The following is a 16,899-nucleotide window of genomic DNA, read 5'->3' on the forward strand; positions in this document are numbered from 1 at the left end:
GCCGTTACTTGGCCCAGGTGGTTGGCCATGGAACACATTGCTGCACTGCTGTTGCTGGTGTCCTGTTCGCAGGACCTTTCGGGCTGCCGCGAAGTCGAGCCCCCCGTTGCCCTGTTCGAGGCCTATGAGGACTGCCAGGCGACGCTTCCCGGCACGCTGCGCAGCCTCGCTCCGCAGAACCCGCGCCTGTTCGGCAAGTGCCTGGAGGTCGACCCGGCGCTGGAGGACGACTATGACCAGCTCGTCTGGAACGTCCGGGCCGACGGCACGCTCGAGGCCGAGCTCAAGGTCTCGCACATCGTCGCGATCGCCGGCAAGCCGGGCCAGGTTCCCGAACGTTGAAGCGCGCACGGTCTGCGCCGCCTCGCAGGCCTCCCTCGACGATTGCCATGCTCACCGAAACCACGTGCAGTATTCCGAAAATCGATTTCGGATTTTGCGCCGATGCGATAAGTATCGGCGGGGACGTTGTTAAAGTGAGAGGACCTTACACATGAAGTCTGCAATTCTGGCGCTCATCGCCGTGGTCACACTGGCGGCCTGCACCACCACCGAACGCGACGTCGCGACCGGTGCCGGCGTCGGCGCGGTGGCCGGTGCCGTCATCGGCGGCGGCAGGGGCGCGCTGATCGGCGGCGCCGTCGGCGCGGCCTCCGGCCTGCTCGTGCGCAATCTGCGCAACGGCTACTGCGAATACCGCGACAGCCGCGGCCGGCTCTACACCGCCCGCTGCAATTAAGCGCATACGGTTTCCCGGGGACCGGCGATGCCGGCCTCCGGGACTTCTGCATGCCCTGGCCGCCAACCGGTCAGGCTGGGCTTCGGTCAGGCGGGATAGGGAATGTCGATTTCGACCCTGAGCCCCTCGCCGTCATAGTGCCGGTCGATTCGCCCCCCCAGTTCGCGCCTGATGTTCATGTCGATCAGCTTCGTCCCGAAGCCGGTCCGCTGCGGCGCTTCCACGCCGTTGCCGTTCTTTTCCCGCCAGTTGAGCACCAGGCGCCTGTCGGCGCCCTGGCCCTGCACGCGCCAGTCGACCTTCAGGTCGCCGCCGGAGATGTCGGCCTCGCCATATTTGAGCGCGTTGGTGGCCAGCTCGTGGAAGGTCAGGCCGAGCGCCTGCGTCGTGGTTTCGTCCAGTTCCACGGGCGGCCCTGCCACGGCATCGTCAGGCAGGTCCTTGCCGAACACCTGGCCGAGCTCGATCCTGAGCAGTTCGCCGAGGTCGGCCCGCTGCCAGCGCGACCTGGTCAGCATGTCCTGGGAGGCGGCCATGGCCTGCAGCCTGGCCGAGAAGGACGCGGAAAACTCGTCGATGTCGCGGCTGTTGGCGGCCGTCTGGCGTGCCATGGCCAGGACGCGGGCGATCGAGTTCTTGATCCGGTGCTTCATCTCCTGAAGCATCAGGTCCTTCTCGAGCAGGCTCTTCTCGGTCGTCTGGTGCAGCTTCACGGCCGTCTCGTAGGCGCTCTGCTGGTAGCGGGCGACCAGCGCGATGGCGCCCGCCAGCACCAGCCCGAAGATGCCCAGCATGAATGGTGCCGCCCGTGGCGACGGCGGCTCGAAGGCGATGGTGGGGCGGAACAGGATCGTCCACGAGCGCCCGGCGACCTTGGTCTCGCGGCGCACCACGAAATCGGCGCCCCATGAGGCATCGGGCGGCGTCGCCGTCTGGAAAAGCAGCGCGCCGTCGGCCGGCGCACCGTCGAACACCTCCGCCGTCACCGGCAGCAGCGGCCCCTTGCCGAGCGCTGCCTGGAACAGCTCCGCCGTGCGGAAGGCGACGTAGACGAGGCCGGTCGGCGGCGCCGCCTCTCCGTCCTCCCCGTCGAGCCGCGAAAAGACCAGGATGCCGGATTGCGGGCTGGCGCTGCCGGTGACCATGCCGAGCAGGACCGGGCCCGTGGCGCGCGGTTCGCCGCCCGTCGTCATCGCCGCTTCAATCGCCGCGCGGCGCGCGTCGTCGGTGAACATGTCGTAGCCCATGGCGTCGAGGCCGACCCTGTCCATCGGTTCGAACAGCACGATCGGGGCGAGCCAGGCGCGATCGGACTTCGGAAAGGGCGTGCGGTCGATGCCGTAGCCCTGCTTCAGCTCATGCGCGATCCGGGCTTCCTCGCCGCGCGGCACCAGCCGCAAGAGGCCGATGCCGCTCAGCCCCGAGAAATTGCGGGTGACGTCGAGCGCACCGAAGAAGGTGCGGAACTGGTCGCGCGAGATCGCGCCGCGCTGCGACAGGAACATCGCCTGGGTCGCCCGCAGCAGCGACAGGTCGAACTCCACCCTGCCCTCGATGCGGTTGAGCGCGTCGTCGGCGACCGCCTGGAACTTGATCCGCGCCGCCTCGACAGTGGCGAAATAGACGAGCCCCGCCATCGCCAGGCCAACCAGCGTGACGGCCGCGAAAATGAGACTCGGAAAATATCTCTTCAACTCGAGCTGGCCTGCGGTCTCCCCTGGCCCCATTAAAGCACGTTCTTCGTGCGAGGGAATGCCCAGGCCTGGCGATGCGGCGGGCCAGGGGGCTGGCGGCAGCGCCGCCGGCCCCCGCGAGCGACCTAGGCTGCGGCGGCCTGCATCGCCCCCGGTCCCGGGACCGCGCCGGGCGGGCATTTGCCGAGGATGATCATGCCGAGCACCTCGTCCTTGGTCACGTCCTGGGTGCGGGCGGTGCCCACCACCTGGCCGTTCTTCATCACGCAGACCCGGTCGGCGAGGTCGAACACGTCGTGGATGTCGTGGCTGATCAGGAAGATGCCGATGCCGTCGGCCTTGAGCTGCTTGACCAGTTCGCCGACCTGCGCGGTCTCCTGCGGCCCGAGTGCCGCGGTCGGCTCGTCCATGATCAGGATGCGGGCGTTGAACAGGATGGCGCGGGCGATCGCCACCGACTGCCGCTGGCCGCCGGAGAGTTTCATCACCGGCTCCTTGAAGCGCTGGAAGCGCGGGTTGAGCCGGCCCATCACCTTGCGCGCCTCGGCCTCCATGGCGACGTCGTCGAGCGTGCCATAGGCGGTCATGATCTCGCGCCCGAGGAAGAGATTGGCCGCGGCGTCGACGTTGTCGGCCAGCGCCAGCGTCTGGTAGATCGTCTCGATGCCATATTTCTTGGCGTCGCGCGGATTGGCGATATGCGCCTCCTCGCCATTGACGAAGATCGTGCCGCCGTCGCGCTTGTAGGCGCCCGACAGGATCTTGATCAGCGTCGACTTGCCGGCGCCGTTGTGGCCGAGAAGGGCCACGACCTCACCGGGAAAGAGATCGACCGAGGCGTCGTCGACGGCGCGGATGCCGCCGAAGGCGATGGAGATGTTCCTGAGGTCGACGAGCGGAATGCGGGTCTGTTCCATGATCCTGGCTCCCGGCTAGATGCGCTTGCGGTAGATGGTGTCGAGCCAGACGGCGACGACGAGCACCAGGCCCACGACGATGTTCTGCAGCGGCGTGTCGATGCCGAGCAGCACCATGCCGGACTGCAGCGACTGCATCAAAAGCGCGCCCAGCATGGCCCCGGCGATGGTGCCCGAGCCGCCGGCGAGCGAGGTGCCGCCGATGACGGCCGCGGCGATCGTCAGGAGTTCGTCGAGCGTGCCCTGCGCATTGGTCGCGGCGTTGAGGCGGGCGGTGGAGATGGCCGAGGCGACCGCCGCGAGCAGCCCCATCACCATGAAGATCTTGAGCACCACCCAGCGCGTGTTGATGCCGGCGAGCTCAGCCGCCTCGGGGTTGCCGCCGATGGCGAAGACGTAGCGTCCGAAGCGCGTGCGGGTGGTGATGAAGGTCATGGCCACGCCGACGGCGATCGCGATCAGCACCGGAATGGCGATGCCGTGGGCGATGAACAGTCCGCCCTCCGGAATGGCGATGCCGTTGGCCTCGGCATAGCGGCGCACGATGTTGACCGGCCAGGGATAGGAATTGACGACCCAGACGGCGGCGAGGATGGCCGCGCAGGTCACCGTGCCGAGGAAGAACTCGGCCCAGACCGGCCTGAGCGGAAACTTGAAGCGCTTGCGCTGGCGCCTGCCGTTGAGCAGCATCATCACCACCGCCACGCAGGCGACCAGGCCGATCACCCAGCTCCAGGTCGAGCCGATCGCCCCGTCGGGGCCGCCGCCCATCAGCCGGAAGGTCGCATCCATCGGCGCCACGGTGCGGCCGCTGGTCATCCACCATGCCGCGCCGCGCCACACCAGCAGGCCGCCGAGGGTGACGATGAAGGCCGGGATGCTGAGATAGGCGATGAGAAAGCCGTGCAGCGCACCGATCGCAGCGCCGACGACGAGGCCGGCGGCCAGCGCGATCACCCAGATCCACGGGTCGCCGAGCGGCAGGCCGAGCACCCGGGGCAGGAATTCGGCCTGGGTCACGCCCATCACCATGCCGACGAAGCCCAGGATCGATCCGACCGACAGGTCGATGTTGCGGGTGACGATCACCAGCACCATGCCGGTCGCCATCACCGCGACCGACGACGACTGGACCGACAGGTTCCACAGGTTGCGCGGCGTCAGGAACAGGCCTCCCGACAGCAGGTGCAGGCCGATCCAGATGATCAGCAGCGCGCCCACCATGCCGAGCATGCGCGTGTCGAGTTCGGTTGCCTTGAGGAAGCGGCCTACCGCTGACAGATCGGAGGCCCGCGCGCGGTCGACCGGCGCGCCTGAGGTCGTATCGGTCATCATATCCTCCCGTCCGGCCCATCGTGTGATCGGCCGGAGCGCTCAATCTAGGTCAAAGGACAGTTGGATGGAACTGGAGCAGGCACTGTGGCATCTGCCATTCATGGCCGGCGCGCATGGCGGCGGCTTGCCGGTGCGCCGCGGCCCTCGGGGCCACGGCGCTCGGTCTTCGGGCCGGAGCCCGTCGTCAGTTGCAGGCCGCCACGGAACCGGCCGCGACGCCCTGGCAGACCACGTCCTTGGAAACCCAGCCGGCGTCGATGACGACGTTCAGGTTGTCCTTGGTGATCGCGATCGGCTTGAGGAACACCGAGTTGGTCTCGTTGCCGCCGGGCGTGGTGAACTTCTGGACGTTGGGGATCTCTTCCATCTTCTTGCCGTCGGCGAGCTGCGAGGCGATTTCCGCCGCGTTCTTGCCGAGTTCGCGCGCATCCTTCCACACCGACACGGTCTGGGTGCCGAGGGCGACGCGGTTGAGGGCGGCGTGGTCGCCGTCCTGGCCCGAAACCGGCACCGAGCCGGCCAGGCCCTGCGCCTGCAGCGCCGCGATCGCGCCGCCGGCGGTGCCGTCGTTCGACGCCACCACCGCATCGACCTTGTTGTCGTTGGTGGTCAGGAACTGCTCCATGTTCTTCTGCGCGTTCGCTGGCAGCCAGCCGTCGGTATAGGCTTCGCCGACGCTCTTGATCTTGCCGGCGTCCACCGCCGCCTTCAGCACTTCCATCTGCCCGGAGAACAGGAAGTCGGCATTCGGATCGGCCGACGAGCCCTTGATGAAGACGTAGTTGCCTTCGGGCTTGACCTTGAACACTTCGGCGGCCTGCATGCGGCCCACTTCCTTGTTGTCGAAGGTCAGGTAGAAGACGTCCTTGTTCTCGATCAGGCGGTCATAGCCGACCACCGGGATGCCTTCGGCGAGCGCCTTCTCGACGGCCGGGCCGATGGCCGAGGCGTCCTGCGACAGGATGATGAGCGCGTTGGCGCCCTGGCTGATCAGGCTCTCGACGTCGGTCAGCTGCTTGGCCGCGGAGGACTGCGCGTCGGCCGAGATGTACTTGTCGCCGGCCGCCTCGATGGCCGCCTTCATTGCCGCCTCGTCGGTCTTCCAGCGCTCCTCCTGGAAGTTCGACCAGGACACGCCGATCACCTTGCCCTTGGCTTCGGCGACGGCCGACAGCGACAGAGTCATGGCGACACCCGCCAGGATGGCGGTCGTAAACTTCTTCATGATTTCCTCCCTGCGCCCTCGGGCGCGCTGCTTTTGCCATAGCCCTTGGAGAAGCTCTTTTTTTTCGAGCCTCGAAAAAATACTGTCTCAACGGTCGACCGGTGTCAACCGCATTTCAACTGGCCTCCCTATTTTTTTCGGAACACGAAATAAATAAAGACATTTGGTTTGGCTTCTGTCACAATCAATAATGCGTGAGAGTCAGCCTGCCCTCCGGTCACCATGGCGACTCTTCGCCGGGAGGAAGCGAACTCATGTCGGTCGGAATTCGTCACGACGATCTCAGGAAGCGCAACCGCGCCATGGTCATTTCCGCGGTGCGCCGCGCCGGCCAGCCGTCGCGCACCGAGATCGCGGCGACGACCGGCCTCAGCCATTCGACCATCTCCACCATTTCCTCCGACCTCATCGCCGAAGGCATTCTGGCTGAATCGAAGGGCAGCGAGCCGGCGCTCCTGAAGCGCGGCAGGCCCCAGGTCGGCCTGGCGCTCGACCCCGGCGCCGCGACCATCGTCGCGGTGGTGCTCTCCCTCAACAGCCTTTCGGCCGCCGTCATCGACTATGCCGGCAACACCATCGTCGCCGAGACCCGCCGCCTCGTCACCCAGCGCATGCAGGCCGAAGCCCTGGTCGAGGAGTGCATCGGCATCGTCCGCAGGCTGACCGAACGTTGCGGCGAGGCCGCGGGCCCGGTCCTGCGCATCGCCGTGGCCGTCCAGGGCGTCACCGATTCCGGGTCGCGCAAGCTGATGTGGTCGCCCATCACCCCGCACGACGACATTCCCTTCGCCGACCGGCTGGAGCAGGAATTCGGCGTGCCGGTGACGGTCGAGAACGACTGCAACATGATCGCCGAGGCGCTGCGCTGGCGCGACCCCTCGCGCTATCGCGACGACTTCATCGCCATCCTGCTCTCGCACGGCATCGGCATGGGGCTGGTCGTCAAGGGCGAGCTCTTCACCGGCACCCAGTCCTCGGGCGCGGAATTCGGCCACATGATCCATCGTCCGGACGGCGCGCTTTGCCGCTGCGGCCGGCGCGGCTGCATCGAGGCCTATGCCGGCAACTACGCGATCTGGCGCAACGCCAGGCTCGGCGACGAGAACGCCGAGCCGCTCGCCGACCTCTCGGACGAGGACATCATCGCCCTGGCCGATGCCGCCCGCGACCATGACGGGCCGGAGCGGGAGGCCTTCCGCAAGGCGGGCGAGGCGATCGGCTTCGGCCTCGGCTCCATGTTCGCGCTCTTCGACCCGGCCCCGCTCGCCTTCGTCGGCGTCGGCGCCACCGCCTTCGACGTCATGGAGCCATATGTGCGGGCCGCGATCGCCAAGACGGCGGGCGGCACCCACTCCAGGGCGATCTCCTTCGACACCATGCCCAACGAGGTGCCGCTCATCCGCGAAGGCTGCATGATGCGCGCCCTGCTCTATGTCGACGACGAGATATTCGCGCCCGGTACGGCCCTTCGCCGCGCCCAGGCGGGCGTCGCCTGACCGTCCCTGCCCGGTCAGGCGCTGGGTCACCGCGAACTGTTCCTCTTCTTGCCCCAGGTGGAAACAAAGGCCGCGGCGCGCAGCAAGAGCACCGACAATATCGCCGCCACGAAGGGCCACTGCAGCGGGTTCGGTTCGGGCGTCGGGCGATGGAAGCTCAGGAAATGCATGAACAGGAAGTAGGCCGTGTGCGCCAGGGCGAGCCCCCACAGCACCGTTGCGCCGTTCTGCAGGAACTTCCAGACCGAGGTGCCGAGCAGGCGGATCGACCGGTCGTTCGAGGTGAACATGAGTATGAGCGCATAGGCCAGCGCGGCAATGCCGATCAGGTTGGCAAGCCCGAAGCCCTGCTGGAACATCACGTACTCGCCCGTCTGCGGGATGATCTCGTAGCCGAAAAGCCGCGCGAAATCCCACTCGACCCAGCCGCCGAGGATGATGACCGTATGCACGGCCGCCAGAAGGGTCGCGTAGATGCCGGTTTCGCGCCGATAGGCCACCGCCCTGAGCAACACCGGCCACAGGCGCGCCGCTGGGCCCATCGACATGGTGATCACCAGGAGCGCCAGCGACGCGTCCGCGAATGCGCGGTTCCACCGGTGCATCGGGCTCCACTGCCCGTGAACGACGGCGAACCCATAGATCAGCGCCGCCGAAAGGCCGATGACGACGACATGGCGAAGCAGCATCCGGCGCCAGGCAAGAGGGACGAGGCCGGCGCGGACGGGAGCGGCGGGGATGTCGGTCACTTGGGATACTCCAGTTGCGTTGGGCCAGCGGCATCCGCGCGACGAGCGCGCAGCTCGTGCCATGAAGCGATGGCGAGGAGCGCTATGCCGAGCGCGGAAATCAATGGGCGGATCGGGTCGAACCACATCAGCAGGAATTCGCCCCCGAACAGAAGCATGAGGATCTTGTTGCAGGTCGGGCAGGCGATGCCGATGAAGCCCGTGACGCCGCCTATCCCCGCGCGGCGTGCCGAGCAGACGGGGCGCCGAACGGCGATGTAGAGCCCCGACAACGCCGACATGACCACCAGGGCGGGCAATTCCCAACCCGCGACGGCGGTCATCCGGACAAAGAACGGATTGTCCCAGAGTGCCGAAACGGTTCCGAGCGCGGCGAAGGTCAGCGCGGCCGTGGCTGCGCCCTTCAGGATGGCGCGGCCGTGCCAACCGATGGCGGTTCCGCGCCCCAAGGCAATGATGCGGGCATTCATGTCGGATCTGCTCCATGTCTGCCGGGCGGCAATTCGCAGCCGCCCGGCGAGGACCTCAGGGGTGACCGTCGTATCAGCCGGCCTGCGGGGCGGGCCCGCTGCCGCTGGCGACCTCGTGGGTGTGGGGTTGGGTCGGGTCGCCCAGCACGAGTATGGGAGACTGGCTGGGCACCCGGTCGTACAGATCGATGATGTCCTGGTTCATCAGGCGGACGCAGCCGCTCGAAACCGCCTTGCCGATGGTCCAGTACTCCGGCGTTCCGTGGACGCGGTACAGCGTATCGACCTTGCCCTGGAAGACGTAGAGGGCCCGCGCTCCCAGCGGGTTCGTCAGGCCGGGCGGCATGCCTCCCCGGTCGGCGCTCCACTGGGCGAGATTTGGCTGACGCGCGATCATCTCGTCCGGCGGCGTCCACTTCGGCCATTCCTGCTTCCAGCCGATACGGCCCCTGCCCGCCCAGGTGAATCCGGCCCGGCCAAGTCCGACGCCGTAGCGCATGGCCTTGCCGCCCGGCTGGACGAGGTGAAGGTAGAAATTCTCCGTATCGACGACGAGCGTTCCGACCGGCTCCTCGGTGACGTAGTCGACCTGCCGCCGATAGAAGCGGCTCGGCACCTTTTTCAGGTCGACCGCGGGAATGGGGAACCGCTCGTTCGGGAGCGGGCCGTACATCGCCAGGGCATTGGCGTCGGCGACCGGCGCCGGTTCGACCGGCGCCTTTGCCACCGGCGCGGCCGATTCCTGGGTGCTGACGCAGCCGGACACCACGAGGGTCCCCAGGCTCGCCGCGCCGGTGAGAAAGCGTCGGCGGCTCAATGCCGGGCCGTCGCCCGCGATGGGCTCCGCGGCGCTGGTTTCTATTGTGTCTGTGTTCATTAGGCAGTCTCCTGGACTCATTTCTTTCATTCAGGGCGACACGGGGTCAGGGAGGTCGGCCCCGGTCGTGGTCATGCGAATGCAACCATTGGCACCGATCAGCCGATCGATGACGGCGCATGCGCGCTTGGCACGATCCGGCATTTCGCGGCGCAATTGCCACGCGAAGGCGGGCGGGCGGCGACGGGCGGGTTCGGGAGGTCATCCTCTTCCCCTTCGCAGCTGATTTCGAACGGCTTCGTCGGCGTCGACCGAGGAGCGATCGGCTGAAAATCAGGCAGCGATGGGTGGCCGTAACAGCGACGCGGTTGACCCGACGCGCAGCAAGAGATCTGGTAGCAGCATCAGAGCCGCGGCACGGAACGGCGCGGCAGGCTCGACATGGGTCAGCCAGGCAGGGCATTCGCCCAGGCAGTGCAGGCTGGCGAGGCTTTCGGCCGACAATTCGACGGTGCAGCGGTCCGGGGACGGCAAGCACTCGTCGGCAATGGCGGTGATTTCCGCCTGCGCGGGCACCTTCGGCAGCTCGATTGAAAAGTTCACGCCTTCGGCCGCTGCCCGTTCGAGGGACAGTCCGTTCAGGATGGTGACCACCACCAGGAAAATGGCCGAGAGCAAGTTACGCACGGTGCCCCAGCTAGCATGAAAAGTGGCAATTTTGAGTATTTCCCCAATCAAAAAATTGTCATCTCAAGAACATCCGCTACGGTCACCATCACGGAATCGTTGCGGGAGATGTGGATATTGTTTTGAGCATAAAGCATACAGTAACGGGAAGATTCGAATTTATATTCATGACAGCGTCAGGACAAACGCGTCGAACTGCGGCGATTTGAGCACCACAAAGGGCTGGAATGGCATGGCGGCGCAGAGGGCGCCACGCGTCCGTGCGACAGCGCCGGTGCCTCGCCCGAACGCTCCGGGCGCGCGAAGCGCGCCCGCTGTGACATTAGGACACTGGCCAAGGCTGATCGTCCAGCCGACGCCATGCCGGCCGCTCCGGGACGGCCGTCAGTCTTCCCGGATGGCGTAGCCGGCGCCGCGGATGGTGCGGATCACGTCCGGCATGCGGCCGTTGTTGACGGCCTTGCGCAGGCGCCCGACATGCACGTCGACGGTGCGCTCGTCGATGTAGATCGTCTCGCCCCAGACATTGTCGAGCAACTGGCTGCGCGAGAACACGCGGCCGGGATGGCGCATCATGAATTCGAGCAGGCGGAACTCCGTCGGCCCGAGCTTGATCTCGCTCTTCTTGCGATAGACCCGGTGCGACTCGCGGTCGAGCACGATGTCCCCGACCTTGAGCACCGAAGACAGCACCTCGGGCTTGGCGCGGCGCAGCAGCGCCTTCACCCGCGCCATGAACTCCGGGGTCGAAAACGGCTTCACCAGGTAGTCGTCGGCGCCGGTGGAAAGCCCGCGCACCCGGTCGCTCTCCTCGCCGCGCGCCGTCAGCATGATGATCGGCAGCCGTTCGGTTTCGGGGCGCATCCTCAGCCGCCGGCAGAGTTCGATGCCGGAAAGTGCCGGCACCATCCAGTCGAGCACCAAAAGGTCCGGCACGTTTTCCTGCAGCCTCAGTTCGGCCTCGTCGCCGCGCGTCACCACTTCCACCTGGTAGCCCTCGGCCTCGAGGTTGTAGCGCAGCAGCACGCCGAGGGGCTCTTCGTCCTCGACGACCATGATCTTGGGAGCGATCATCGTCAGTACCTTGTCCTGGCGCACGGCCCGGTTCGGACCATGCGCTGATTTAACCTGTGCAGCGCCCCCGCGCCAAACGCATGCGGTTGCGGAAGATGTCAGGCCGAGACGGGCGACGTGGTTTCGTCGACCTTCGGCCGATTGAGCGGCAGCTGCGTGCCGGTGACCACGAAATAGGCGTTCTCGGCGATGTTGGTGACATGGTCGCCGATGCGCTCGAGGTTCTTGGCGCAGAACAGGAGGTGCGTGCAGGCGGTGATGTTGCGCGGATCCTCCATCATGTAGGTCAGGAGTTCGCGGAACACGGCCGTGTACTGGACATCGACCTTCTGGTCGTCCGCGCGCAGGTTCTTGAGGCCTTCGGCGTCGCGCGCGACATAGAGGTCGACCACGCCGCGCACCTGGCCGAGCACCAGCTGCGCCATGGCGTCGATCGAGTGCGAAAGGTTGCGCGGCATCGCCGACTGGCCGACGGCGCCCACCCGCTTGGCGATGTTCTTGGCGAGATCGCCGATGCGCTCGAGGTCGCCCGCCATGCGGATCGCGCCGACCACGGCACGCAGGTCCTGCGCCATCGGCTGGCGCTTGGCGATCAGCGTGATCGCGCTGTTGTCGAGATCGCGCTGCCTGGCGTCCATGATGGTGTCGTCGGCGATGACGTTCTGCGCCAGCGGCTGGTCGGACGAAAGCAGCGCGCGGATGGCGTTCGCCACCATCGTGGCCGACAGGTCGCCCATGTCGCGGATAACCTGGTCGACGTGCTGGAGTTCCTCGTCGAAGGACCGGACTGTGTGCTCGCCCATGATCGTATCCTCGTCTTTGTGATCGGAGCGGCGTTCACTCAGCCGAAGCGGCCGGTGATGTAGTCCTGCGTCCGCTTGTCGTCGGGGTTGGTGAACATCTTGTCGGTCGGGCCTTCCTCGACCAGGTAGCCGAGATGGAACATCGCCGTCCGCTGCGACACGCGCGCCGCCTGCTGCATCGAGTGGGTCACGATGACGATGGTGAAGTTCTCGCGCAGCTCGTCGATCAGCTCCTCCACCTTGGCGGTGGCGATCGGATCGAGCGCCGAGCACGGCTCGTCCATCAGGATGACCTCGGGCGACACGGCGATGGCGCGGGCGATGCACAGCCGCTGCTGCTGGCCGCCGGAAAGGCCGGTGCCGGCTTCGTGCAGGCGGTCCTTGACCTCGTTCCAGAGCGCTGCCCGCTGCAGGCTCTTCTCGACGATCTGGTCGAGATCGGCCTTGGACTTGGCGAGGCCGTGGATGCGCGGGCCGTAGGCGACGTTCTCGTAGATCGTCTTCGGGAACGGATTGGGCTTCTGGAACACCATGCCGACGCGGGCGCGCAGCTCGACCACGTCGATCTTGGGATCGTAGATGTCCTCGCTGTCGAGGGTGATCTTGCCGCCGACGCGGGCGCTGTCGATGGTGTCGTTCATGCGGTTGAGGCAGCGCAGGAAGGTCGACTTGCCGCAGCCCGACGGGCCGATCAGCGCGGTGACCTGGTTCTCGCGCACGTCCAGGTCGACGCCGAAGAGCGCCTGCTTCTCGCCGTAGTGCACGGTCACCTTGTCGCCGCGCATCTTGATGAGTTCGTTGGGTCTGTTCATCTCGGCGTTCACCGCGTTTTCGAGGGTTTTCTCGCTCATGATGTTCATAGAGGGGTGCTCCTTGTCCACGCCTACCAGCGCCGCTCGAAACGCCGCCTGAGAACGATGGCGACGATGTTCATGGCCATGAGGAAGACCAGCAGGATGATGATGGCGCCCGACATGCGCTCGACGAAGGCGCGTTCGGCCTCGTTCGCCCACATGTAGATCTGCACCGGCAGCGCCGTCGCCGGGTCGAAGGGGGTTCTCGGATAGTCGGCCACGAAGGCCACCATGCCGATGAGCAGCAGCGGTGCCGTCTCGCCCAGCGCGCGCGCCAGGCCGATGATCGTGCCGGTCAGGATGCCGGGCGCGGCCAGCGGCAGCACGTGCTGGAACACCATCTGCATCTTCGAGGCGCCGAGGCCGAGCGCGGCCGAGCGGATCGACGGCGGCACGGCGGCAAGGGCTGCGCGGGTGGCGATGATGATCGTCGGCAGCGTCATCAGCGTCAGCACCAGGCCGCCGACGAAGGACGCCGAGCGCGGCAGGCCGAGGAAATTGATGAACACGGCGAGGCCGAGCAGGCCGAAGACGATCGACGGCACCGCGGCGAGGTTGTTGATGTTCACCTCTATCAGGTCGGTGAAGCGGTTCTTCTTGGCGAATTCCTCGAGATAGATCGAGGCGGCGACGCCGATGGGCAGGGCGAGCAGGAGCACGATCCCCATCATGAAGAACGAGCCGATGATGGCCACTCCCAGGCCCGAGCTCTCGGGACGGCTGGAGGCGCCGAAGCTGAACAGGCCGGTGTTGAAATGCTCGCTGATGGCGCCTTCGGCCTTGAGCTTGTTCATCCACTCGACCTGTTGGTCGGAAACCTTGCGGCGGCTTTCCGGCACGCTGAGGTCGATCTGGCCCTTGTAGGCCGAGTCCATGTTCGCCGCGGCGAGGATGTCGACGTCGCGCGTGGTGCCGATCACCGAGGGGTCGGCCGCCACGATGGCGCGGAGCTGCACCCGCGAGCCCTCGGACAGGAATCCCTTGAGCTTGCGCACCGCGGCGCGGTCCTTGGGGTCGATGCCGAGCTTTTCGATCAGCGCGTTCTCGGCGAGCTTGGGATAGTTGGCCGTGACCAGCACGTCCGGATCGGTGGCCCGCTTGTTGTCGGGGTCGATGATCTTCTCGTCGAAGGTGATCGGCAGCGTCACCGTCGTCTGCCAGAAGGCGGTGTAGCCCTTGGTCACGATCGAGGTGAGCATGATCGCCAGGAACGCCAGGCCGACGGCGATCGCCAGCACGCCGTAGAGGCGGAACCGGCGTTCGGCGGCGTAGCGCTTCCTGAGGCCGATGTCGCGGCGCGCGGGCGCGGTCGAACTGGTCAGCGTATCGAGCGAAATATCGGTCATTCGTACTGCTCCCGGTACTTCCGGACGATGTAGAGCGCGACGATGTTCATCACCAAGGTCAGCGCGAACAGCGTGATGCCGAGCGCGAAGGCGACGAGCGTCTGCGGGGTGTTGAACTCGAGGTCGCCCGTCAGCTGGTTGACGATCTTGACGGTGATGGTCGTCATCGCCTCGAACGGGTTGAGCGTCAGGTTGGCCGCCACGCCGGCCGCCAGCACCACGATCATCGTCTCGCCGATGGCGCGCGAGGCGGTGAGCAGGATGGCGCCGACGATGCCCGGCAGCGCGGCCGGGAGGACGACGCGCTTGATGGTCTCTGAGCGCGTGGCGCCGAGGCCCAGCGAACCGTCGCGCAAGGCGCGCGGCACCGCCGTGATGATGTCGTCGGAGAGCGACGAGACGACCGGGATCAGCATGACGCCCATCACCAGGCCGGCGGTCAGGATCGACTGCGCCTGGATGAACGGCGCGCCGCCGGCAAGGGCAGCGCTGATGTCGCGCAGGAACGGTCCGAGGGTCACCAGCGCGAAGATGCCGTAGACGATGGTCGGGATGCCGGCGAGCAGCTCAAGCGCCGGCTTGACCAGCGCGCGCACCCTGGGGGCGGCGTATTCGGACATGTAGACGGCCGACATCAGCCCGATGGGCACCGCGACCAGCAGCGCCACGAAGGCGATGTAGAGCGTGCCGGCGAGAAGCGGGATCAGGCCGAACTGGCCCTCCGCGCCACCGGCGCCGGCGGCTGCGAAGCGCGGATCCCAGACCGTTCCGAAGAAGAAGCTCATCGGCGGCACCTTCTCGAAGAAGGAAATGGTCTGGAACAGCATCGACAGCACGATGCCGATCGTGGTCACGATCGCGATGGTGGAGGCGCCGACCAGGCCCCAGAGCATGATCTTTTCGACGTTGTTACGCGCCCGGGTGCGCGGGCTGATCCGGCTCAGCCCGTAGATCGAGCCGACCAGCGCCAGGCCGATGGAGACGATCGCGGAAATCAGGTTCAGCCGGTCGGCGGTGCGGTTGGCCTCGACCGCGATCGGGATCATGTAGTCCTGCGTGTCGGGCGCCAGCGCGACGCCCTTGGCCGAGAGCATCGGCTGCAGTTCGGCGAAGGTCGCGGGCAGCGCCGCCCGCTCCTTGTCGTCGAGGCGGTCGAGCCCGCTGGCGAGGCTCTTCACCAGCCCGGCGGCCAGGTCCTCATGCGCCACCGTGCCGTCGGCGACGTCGGCGGGAAGCGCGGCATGGACGAAACTGTTGAGATAGGCGTTGGCGCCTACGTCCCAGGAGGCGAGGAAGATCACCGCCGGCACGACGCCGGTCAGGAACGCCCACCAGCCGTGATAGTGCGGCCGCGAATGCGCCTTGACCGTCCCGTCGTCCTGAGCGACGGCGCGCTGCCGGCCGATCACGAACGCAGCCAGGCCTATGGCAAGCACGATGGCGAAAACGATCAGGAAGGACATGGGCCAGCCTCGGTGGATTCAGATCGCTATGCCGAACGGGACAGCCGGCGGAATATTCCATGGGGCGCCGGCTTTTTCCGGCGCCCCATGGCAGTTCATCACATGGTCTTGCCGGCCGCGAAGGCGTCGCGCTGCGCGGCGCGCTCGGCGTCCGGAGCGGCGACCAGGCCGTAGTCGGCGAGCGGGCTTTCCGGGCCGACCATCTGATCGTCGAGGAAGAACTCGACATATTCCTTCAGGCCGGGGATGACGCCGAGATGCGCCTTCTTCACATAGAAGAACAGCGGACGCGACACCGGATACTCGCCCTTGGCGATGGTCTCGACCGAAGGCGTCACGCCGCCGACCGTGGCGACCTTCAGCTTGTCGGCGTTGTTTTCGTAGAAGGCCAGGCCGAACACGCCGACGCCGGTCTTGTTCGAGTCGATGCGGGCCAGCGTCTCGGAATAGTCGCCGTCGATGTCGACGGCCTTGCCGTCCTTGCGGACCGCCTTGCAGGCGGCCTCGGCGGCCTTGTCGTCGAGGCCCGAAGCCTTGCCGGCTTCGACGCCGCCGAGCTTCTTGCAGCCGGCGACCAGCAGCTTCTCCTCGAACACTTCACGGGTGCCGTGCTTCTCGCCCGGGATGTAGGCGGCGATGTCCCAGTCGGGCAGGTTCGGGTTGACCTGGTTCCACTTGGTGTTGGTGTTGTCGACCAGCTTGCCGTCGACGACGATCTTGGCGGCCAGCGCCTTGTAGACGTCTTCCGGCGTCAGCGCCCAGTCCGGGCCGTTGATGTCGGTCGCGAAGACGATGCCGTCATAGCCGATCTTCACTTCCTGGATGTCCTTGACGCCGGCGTCCTGGCAGGACTTGACCTCGTCCTTCTTCATCGGCCGCGACGAGTTGGCGATGTCGATGGTGTTCTCGCCCACGCCCTTGCAGAATTCCTTGATGCCGGCGCCCGAACCGCCGGACTCGACCACCGGCGTCTTGAACTTGGTGAAGGTCTCGCCGAACTGCTCGGCAACGATCTTGGCATAGGGCAGAACGGTCGACGAACCGGCGATCTGGACCTGGTCGCGAGCCGAGGCGTAGCCTACCGAGGCGGCGAACGCGAGGGCCGCAGCCGACGCGGTGAGAAGAGCTTTTTTCATGGGGCCTGCTCCTGTTGGAGTATCTCGTTCGACGCCTTCCTTCGGCGCCCGGTGAGCCAATAGCCCCCCTCTATTACAGTTGGATGACAGTTAT

Annotated in this window: 17 protein-coding genes; 3 read left to right on the forward strand and 14 right to left on the reverse strand. The window is 66.5% G+C overall.

Features of this window, described 5'->3' with window-relative positions; translation table 11 throughout:
- Window positions 1-27 precede the first annotated feature (27 nt).
- Together J2X50_RS10660 and J2X50_RS10665 are read left to right on the forward strand one after the other, a co-directional pair.
- Complete coding sequence (locus J2X50_RS10660; RefSeq protein WP_429094634.1) at window positions 28-342, forward strand: hypothetical protein; 315 nt, start codon at window positions 28-30, stop codon at window positions 340-342.
- A 151-nt stretch (window positions 343-493) separates the two neighbouring features.
- Window positions 494-739 carry a YMGG-like glycine zipper-containing protein gene (locus tag J2X50_RS10665; RefSeq protein WP_429094636.1) on the forward strand — a complete coding sequence of 82 codons (246 nt, stop codon included), beginning with the start codon at window positions 494-496 and terminating at the stop codon, window positions 737-739.
- A gap of 86 nt (window positions 740-825) precedes the next feature.
- Here J2X50_RS10665 and J2X50_RS10670 read toward each other — a convergent pair whose 3' ends face one another.
- From J2X50_RS10670 to xylF, 4 genes are all read right to left on the reverse strand, one after another.
- Window positions 826-2,433, reverse strand: a complete 1,608-nt coding sequence (locus J2X50_RS10670) for a CHASE domain-containing protein (protein ID WP_429094638.1) — start codon at window positions 2,431-2,433, stop codon at window positions 826-828.
- A gap of 125 nt (window positions 2,434-2,558) precedes the next feature.
- Window positions 2,559-3,350, reverse strand: coding sequence for an ATP-binding cassette domain-containing protein (locus J2X50_RS10675; RefSeq protein WP_429094640.1), 792 nt, complete (start codon window positions 3,348-3,350; stop codon window positions 2,559-2,561).
- A 15-nt stretch (window positions 3,351-3,365) separates the two neighbouring features.
- Window positions 3,366-4,682, reverse strand: a complete 1,317-nt coding sequence (locus J2X50_RS10680; protein WP_429094642.1) for a sugar ABC transporter permease — start codon at window positions 4,680-4,682, stop codon at window positions 3,366-3,368.
- A 187-nt stretch (window positions 4,683-4,869) separates the two neighbouring features.
- Window positions 4,870-5,910 carry a D-xylose ABC transporter substrate-binding protein gene (gene xylF, locus J2X50_RS10685; RefSeq protein ID WP_429094644.1) on the reverse strand — a complete coding sequence of 347 codons (1,041 nt, stop codon included), beginning with the start codon at window positions 5,908-5,910 and terminating at the stop codon, window positions 4,870-4,872.
- Window positions 5,911-6,164: 254 nt separating this feature from the next.
- Between xylF and J2X50_RS10690 the strand changes: the two genes are divergently transcribed.
- On the forward strand, window positions 6,165-7,406 hold the full coding sequence (locus J2X50_RS10690) for an ROK family protein (RefSeq protein ID WP_429094646.1): 1,242 nt from the start codon (window positions 6,165-6,167) through the stop codon (window positions 7,404-7,406).
- Window positions 7,407-7,432: 26 nt separating this feature from the next.
- Here J2X50_RS10690 and J2X50_RS10695 read toward each other — a convergent pair whose 3' ends face one another.
- The 10 genes from J2X50_RS10695 to J2X50_RS10740 form a co-directional block, all read right to left on the reverse strand.
- A complete protein-coding gene (locus J2X50_RS10695) occupies window positions 7,433-8,155 on the reverse strand; it encodes a ferric reductase-like transmembrane domain-containing protein (RefSeq protein ID WP_429094648.1) in 723 nt (240 codons plus the stop codon).
- Window positions 8,152-8,625 carry a hypothetical protein gene (locus J2X50_RS10700; RefSeq protein ID WP_429094649.1) on the reverse strand — a complete coding sequence of 158 codons (474 nt, stop codon included), beginning with the start codon at window positions 8,623-8,625 and terminating at the stop codon, window positions 8,152-8,154. Before J2X50_RS10700 ends, J2X50_RS10695 begins: the two co-directional genes overlap by 4 nt.
- A 73-nt stretch (window positions 8,626-8,698) precedes the next feature.
- On the reverse strand, window positions 8,699-9,502 hold the full coding sequence (locus J2X50_RS10705) for a L,D-transpeptidase (protein WP_429094651.1): 804 nt from the start codon (window positions 9,500-9,502) through the stop codon (window positions 8,699-8,701).
- A gap of 273 nt (window positions 9,503-9,775) precedes the next feature.
- On the reverse strand, window positions 9,776-10,129 hold the full coding sequence (locus J2X50_RS10710; RefSeq protein ID WP_429094652.1) for a hypothetical protein: 354 nt from the start codon (window positions 10,127-10,129) through the stop codon (window positions 9,776-9,778).
- A gap of 384 nt (window positions 10,130-10,513) precedes the next feature.
- Complete coding sequence (gene phoB / locus J2X50_RS10715) at window positions 10,514-11,203, reverse strand: phosphate regulon transcriptional regulator PhoB (RefSeq protein WP_429094778.1); 690 nt, start codon at window positions 11,201-11,203, stop codon at window positions 10,514-10,516.
- 98 nt (window positions 11,204-11,301) lie between these two features.
- Window positions 11,302-12,006: a phosphate signaling complex protein PhoU gene (gene phoU / locus J2X50_RS10720; RefSeq protein WP_429094654.1), complete on the reverse strand. Its 705-nt coding sequence runs from the start codon at window positions 12,004-12,006 to the stop codon at window positions 11,302-11,304.
- 38 nt (window positions 12,007-12,044) lie between these two features.
- Window positions 12,045-12,866, reverse strand: coding sequence for a phosphate ABC transporter ATP-binding protein PstB (gene pstB, locus J2X50_RS10725; protein WP_429094656.1), 822 nt, complete (start codon window positions 12,864-12,866; stop codon window positions 12,045-12,047).
- A 23-nt stretch (window positions 12,867-12,889) separates the two neighbouring features.
- A complete protein-coding gene (pstA, locus tag J2X50_RS10730) occupies window positions 12,890-14,206 on the reverse strand; it encodes a phosphate ABC transporter permease PstA (RefSeq protein ID WP_429094657.1) in 1,317 nt (438 codons plus the stop codon).
- Complete coding sequence (gene pstC, locus J2X50_RS10735; protein ID WP_429094659.1) at window positions 14,203-15,669, reverse strand: phosphate ABC transporter permease subunit PstC; 1,467 nt, start codon at window positions 15,667-15,669, stop codon at window positions 14,203-14,205. Before pstC ends, pstA begins: the two co-directional genes overlap by 4 nt.
- A 98-nt stretch (window positions 15,670-15,767) precedes the next feature.
- Entirely contained in the window at window positions 15,768-16,805 is a 1,038-nt protein-coding gene (locus J2X50_RS10740; RefSeq protein ID WP_429094660.1) for a PstS family phosphate ABC transporter substrate-binding protein, read from the reverse strand.
- Window positions 16,806-16,899: the final 94 nt, after the last annotated feature.

It is taken from the genome of Aminobacter sp. BE322, assembly GCF_050433525.1.
Taxonomy (GTDB): domain Bacteria; phylum Pseudomonadota; class Alphaproteobacteria; order Rhizobiales; family Rhizobiaceae; genus Aminobacter.

What these genes read in the sequence shown, in the direction of transcription:
- J2X50_RS10675 (WP_429094640.1), bottom strand. Translation starts at nt 3,350, where the DNA reads ATGGAACAGACCCGCATTCCGCTCGTCGACCTCAGGAACATCTCCATC.
- J2X50_RS10700 (WP_429094649.1), bottom strand. Translation starts at nt 8,625, where the DNA reads ATGAATGCCCGCATCATTGCCTTGGGGCGCGGAACCGCCATCGGTTGG.
- J2X50_RS10680 (WP_429094642.1), bottom strand. Translation starts at nt 4,682, where the DNA reads ATGACCGATACGACCTCAGGCGCGCCGGTCGACCGCGCGCGGGCCTCC.
- J2X50_RS10690 (WP_429094646.1), top strand. Translation starts at nt 6,165, where the DNA reads ATGTCGGTCGGAATTCGTCACGACGATCTCAGGAAGCGCAACCGCGCC.
- pstB (WP_429094656.1), bottom strand. Translation starts at nt 12,866, where the DNA reads ATGAACATCATGAGCGAGAAAACCCTCGAAAACGCGGTGAACGCCGAG.
- pstA (WP_429094657.1), bottom strand. Translation starts at nt 14,206, where the DNA reads ATGACCGATATTTCGCTCGATACGCTGACCAGTTCGACCGCGCCCGCG.
- phoB (WP_429094778.1), bottom strand. Translation starts at nt 11,203, where the DNA reads ATGATCGCTCCCAAGATCATGGTCGTCGAGGACGAAGAGCCCCTCGGC.
- J2X50_RS10665 (WP_429094636.1), top strand. Translation starts at nt 494, where the DNA reads ATGAAGTCTGCAATTCTGGCGCTCATCGCCGTGGTCACACTGGCGGCC.
- J2X50_RS10660 (WP_429094634.1), top strand. Translation starts at nt 28, where the DNA reads ATGGAACACATTGCTGCACTGCTGTTGCTGGTGTCCTGTTCGCAGGAC.
- phoU (WP_429094654.1), bottom strand. Translation starts at nt 12,006, where the DNA reads ATGGGCGAGCACACAGTCCGGTCCTTCGACGAGGAACTCCAGCACGTC.
- J2X50_RS10705 (WP_429094651.1), bottom strand. Translation starts at nt 9,502, where the DNA reads ATGAACACAGACACAATAGAAACCAGCGCCGCGGAGCCCATCGCGGGC.
- J2X50_RS10740 (WP_429094660.1), bottom strand. Translation starts at nt 16,805, where the DNA reads ATGAAAAAAGCTCTTCTCACCGCGTCGGCTGCGGCCCTCGCGTTCGCC.
- pstC (WP_429094659.1), bottom strand. Translation starts at nt 15,669, where the DNA reads ATGTCCTTCCTGATCGTTTTCGCCATCGTGCTTGCCATAGGCCTGGCT.
- xylF (WP_429094644.1), bottom strand. Translation starts at nt 5,910, where the DNA reads ATGAAGAAGTTTACGACCGCCATCCTGGCGGGTGTCGCCATGACTCTG.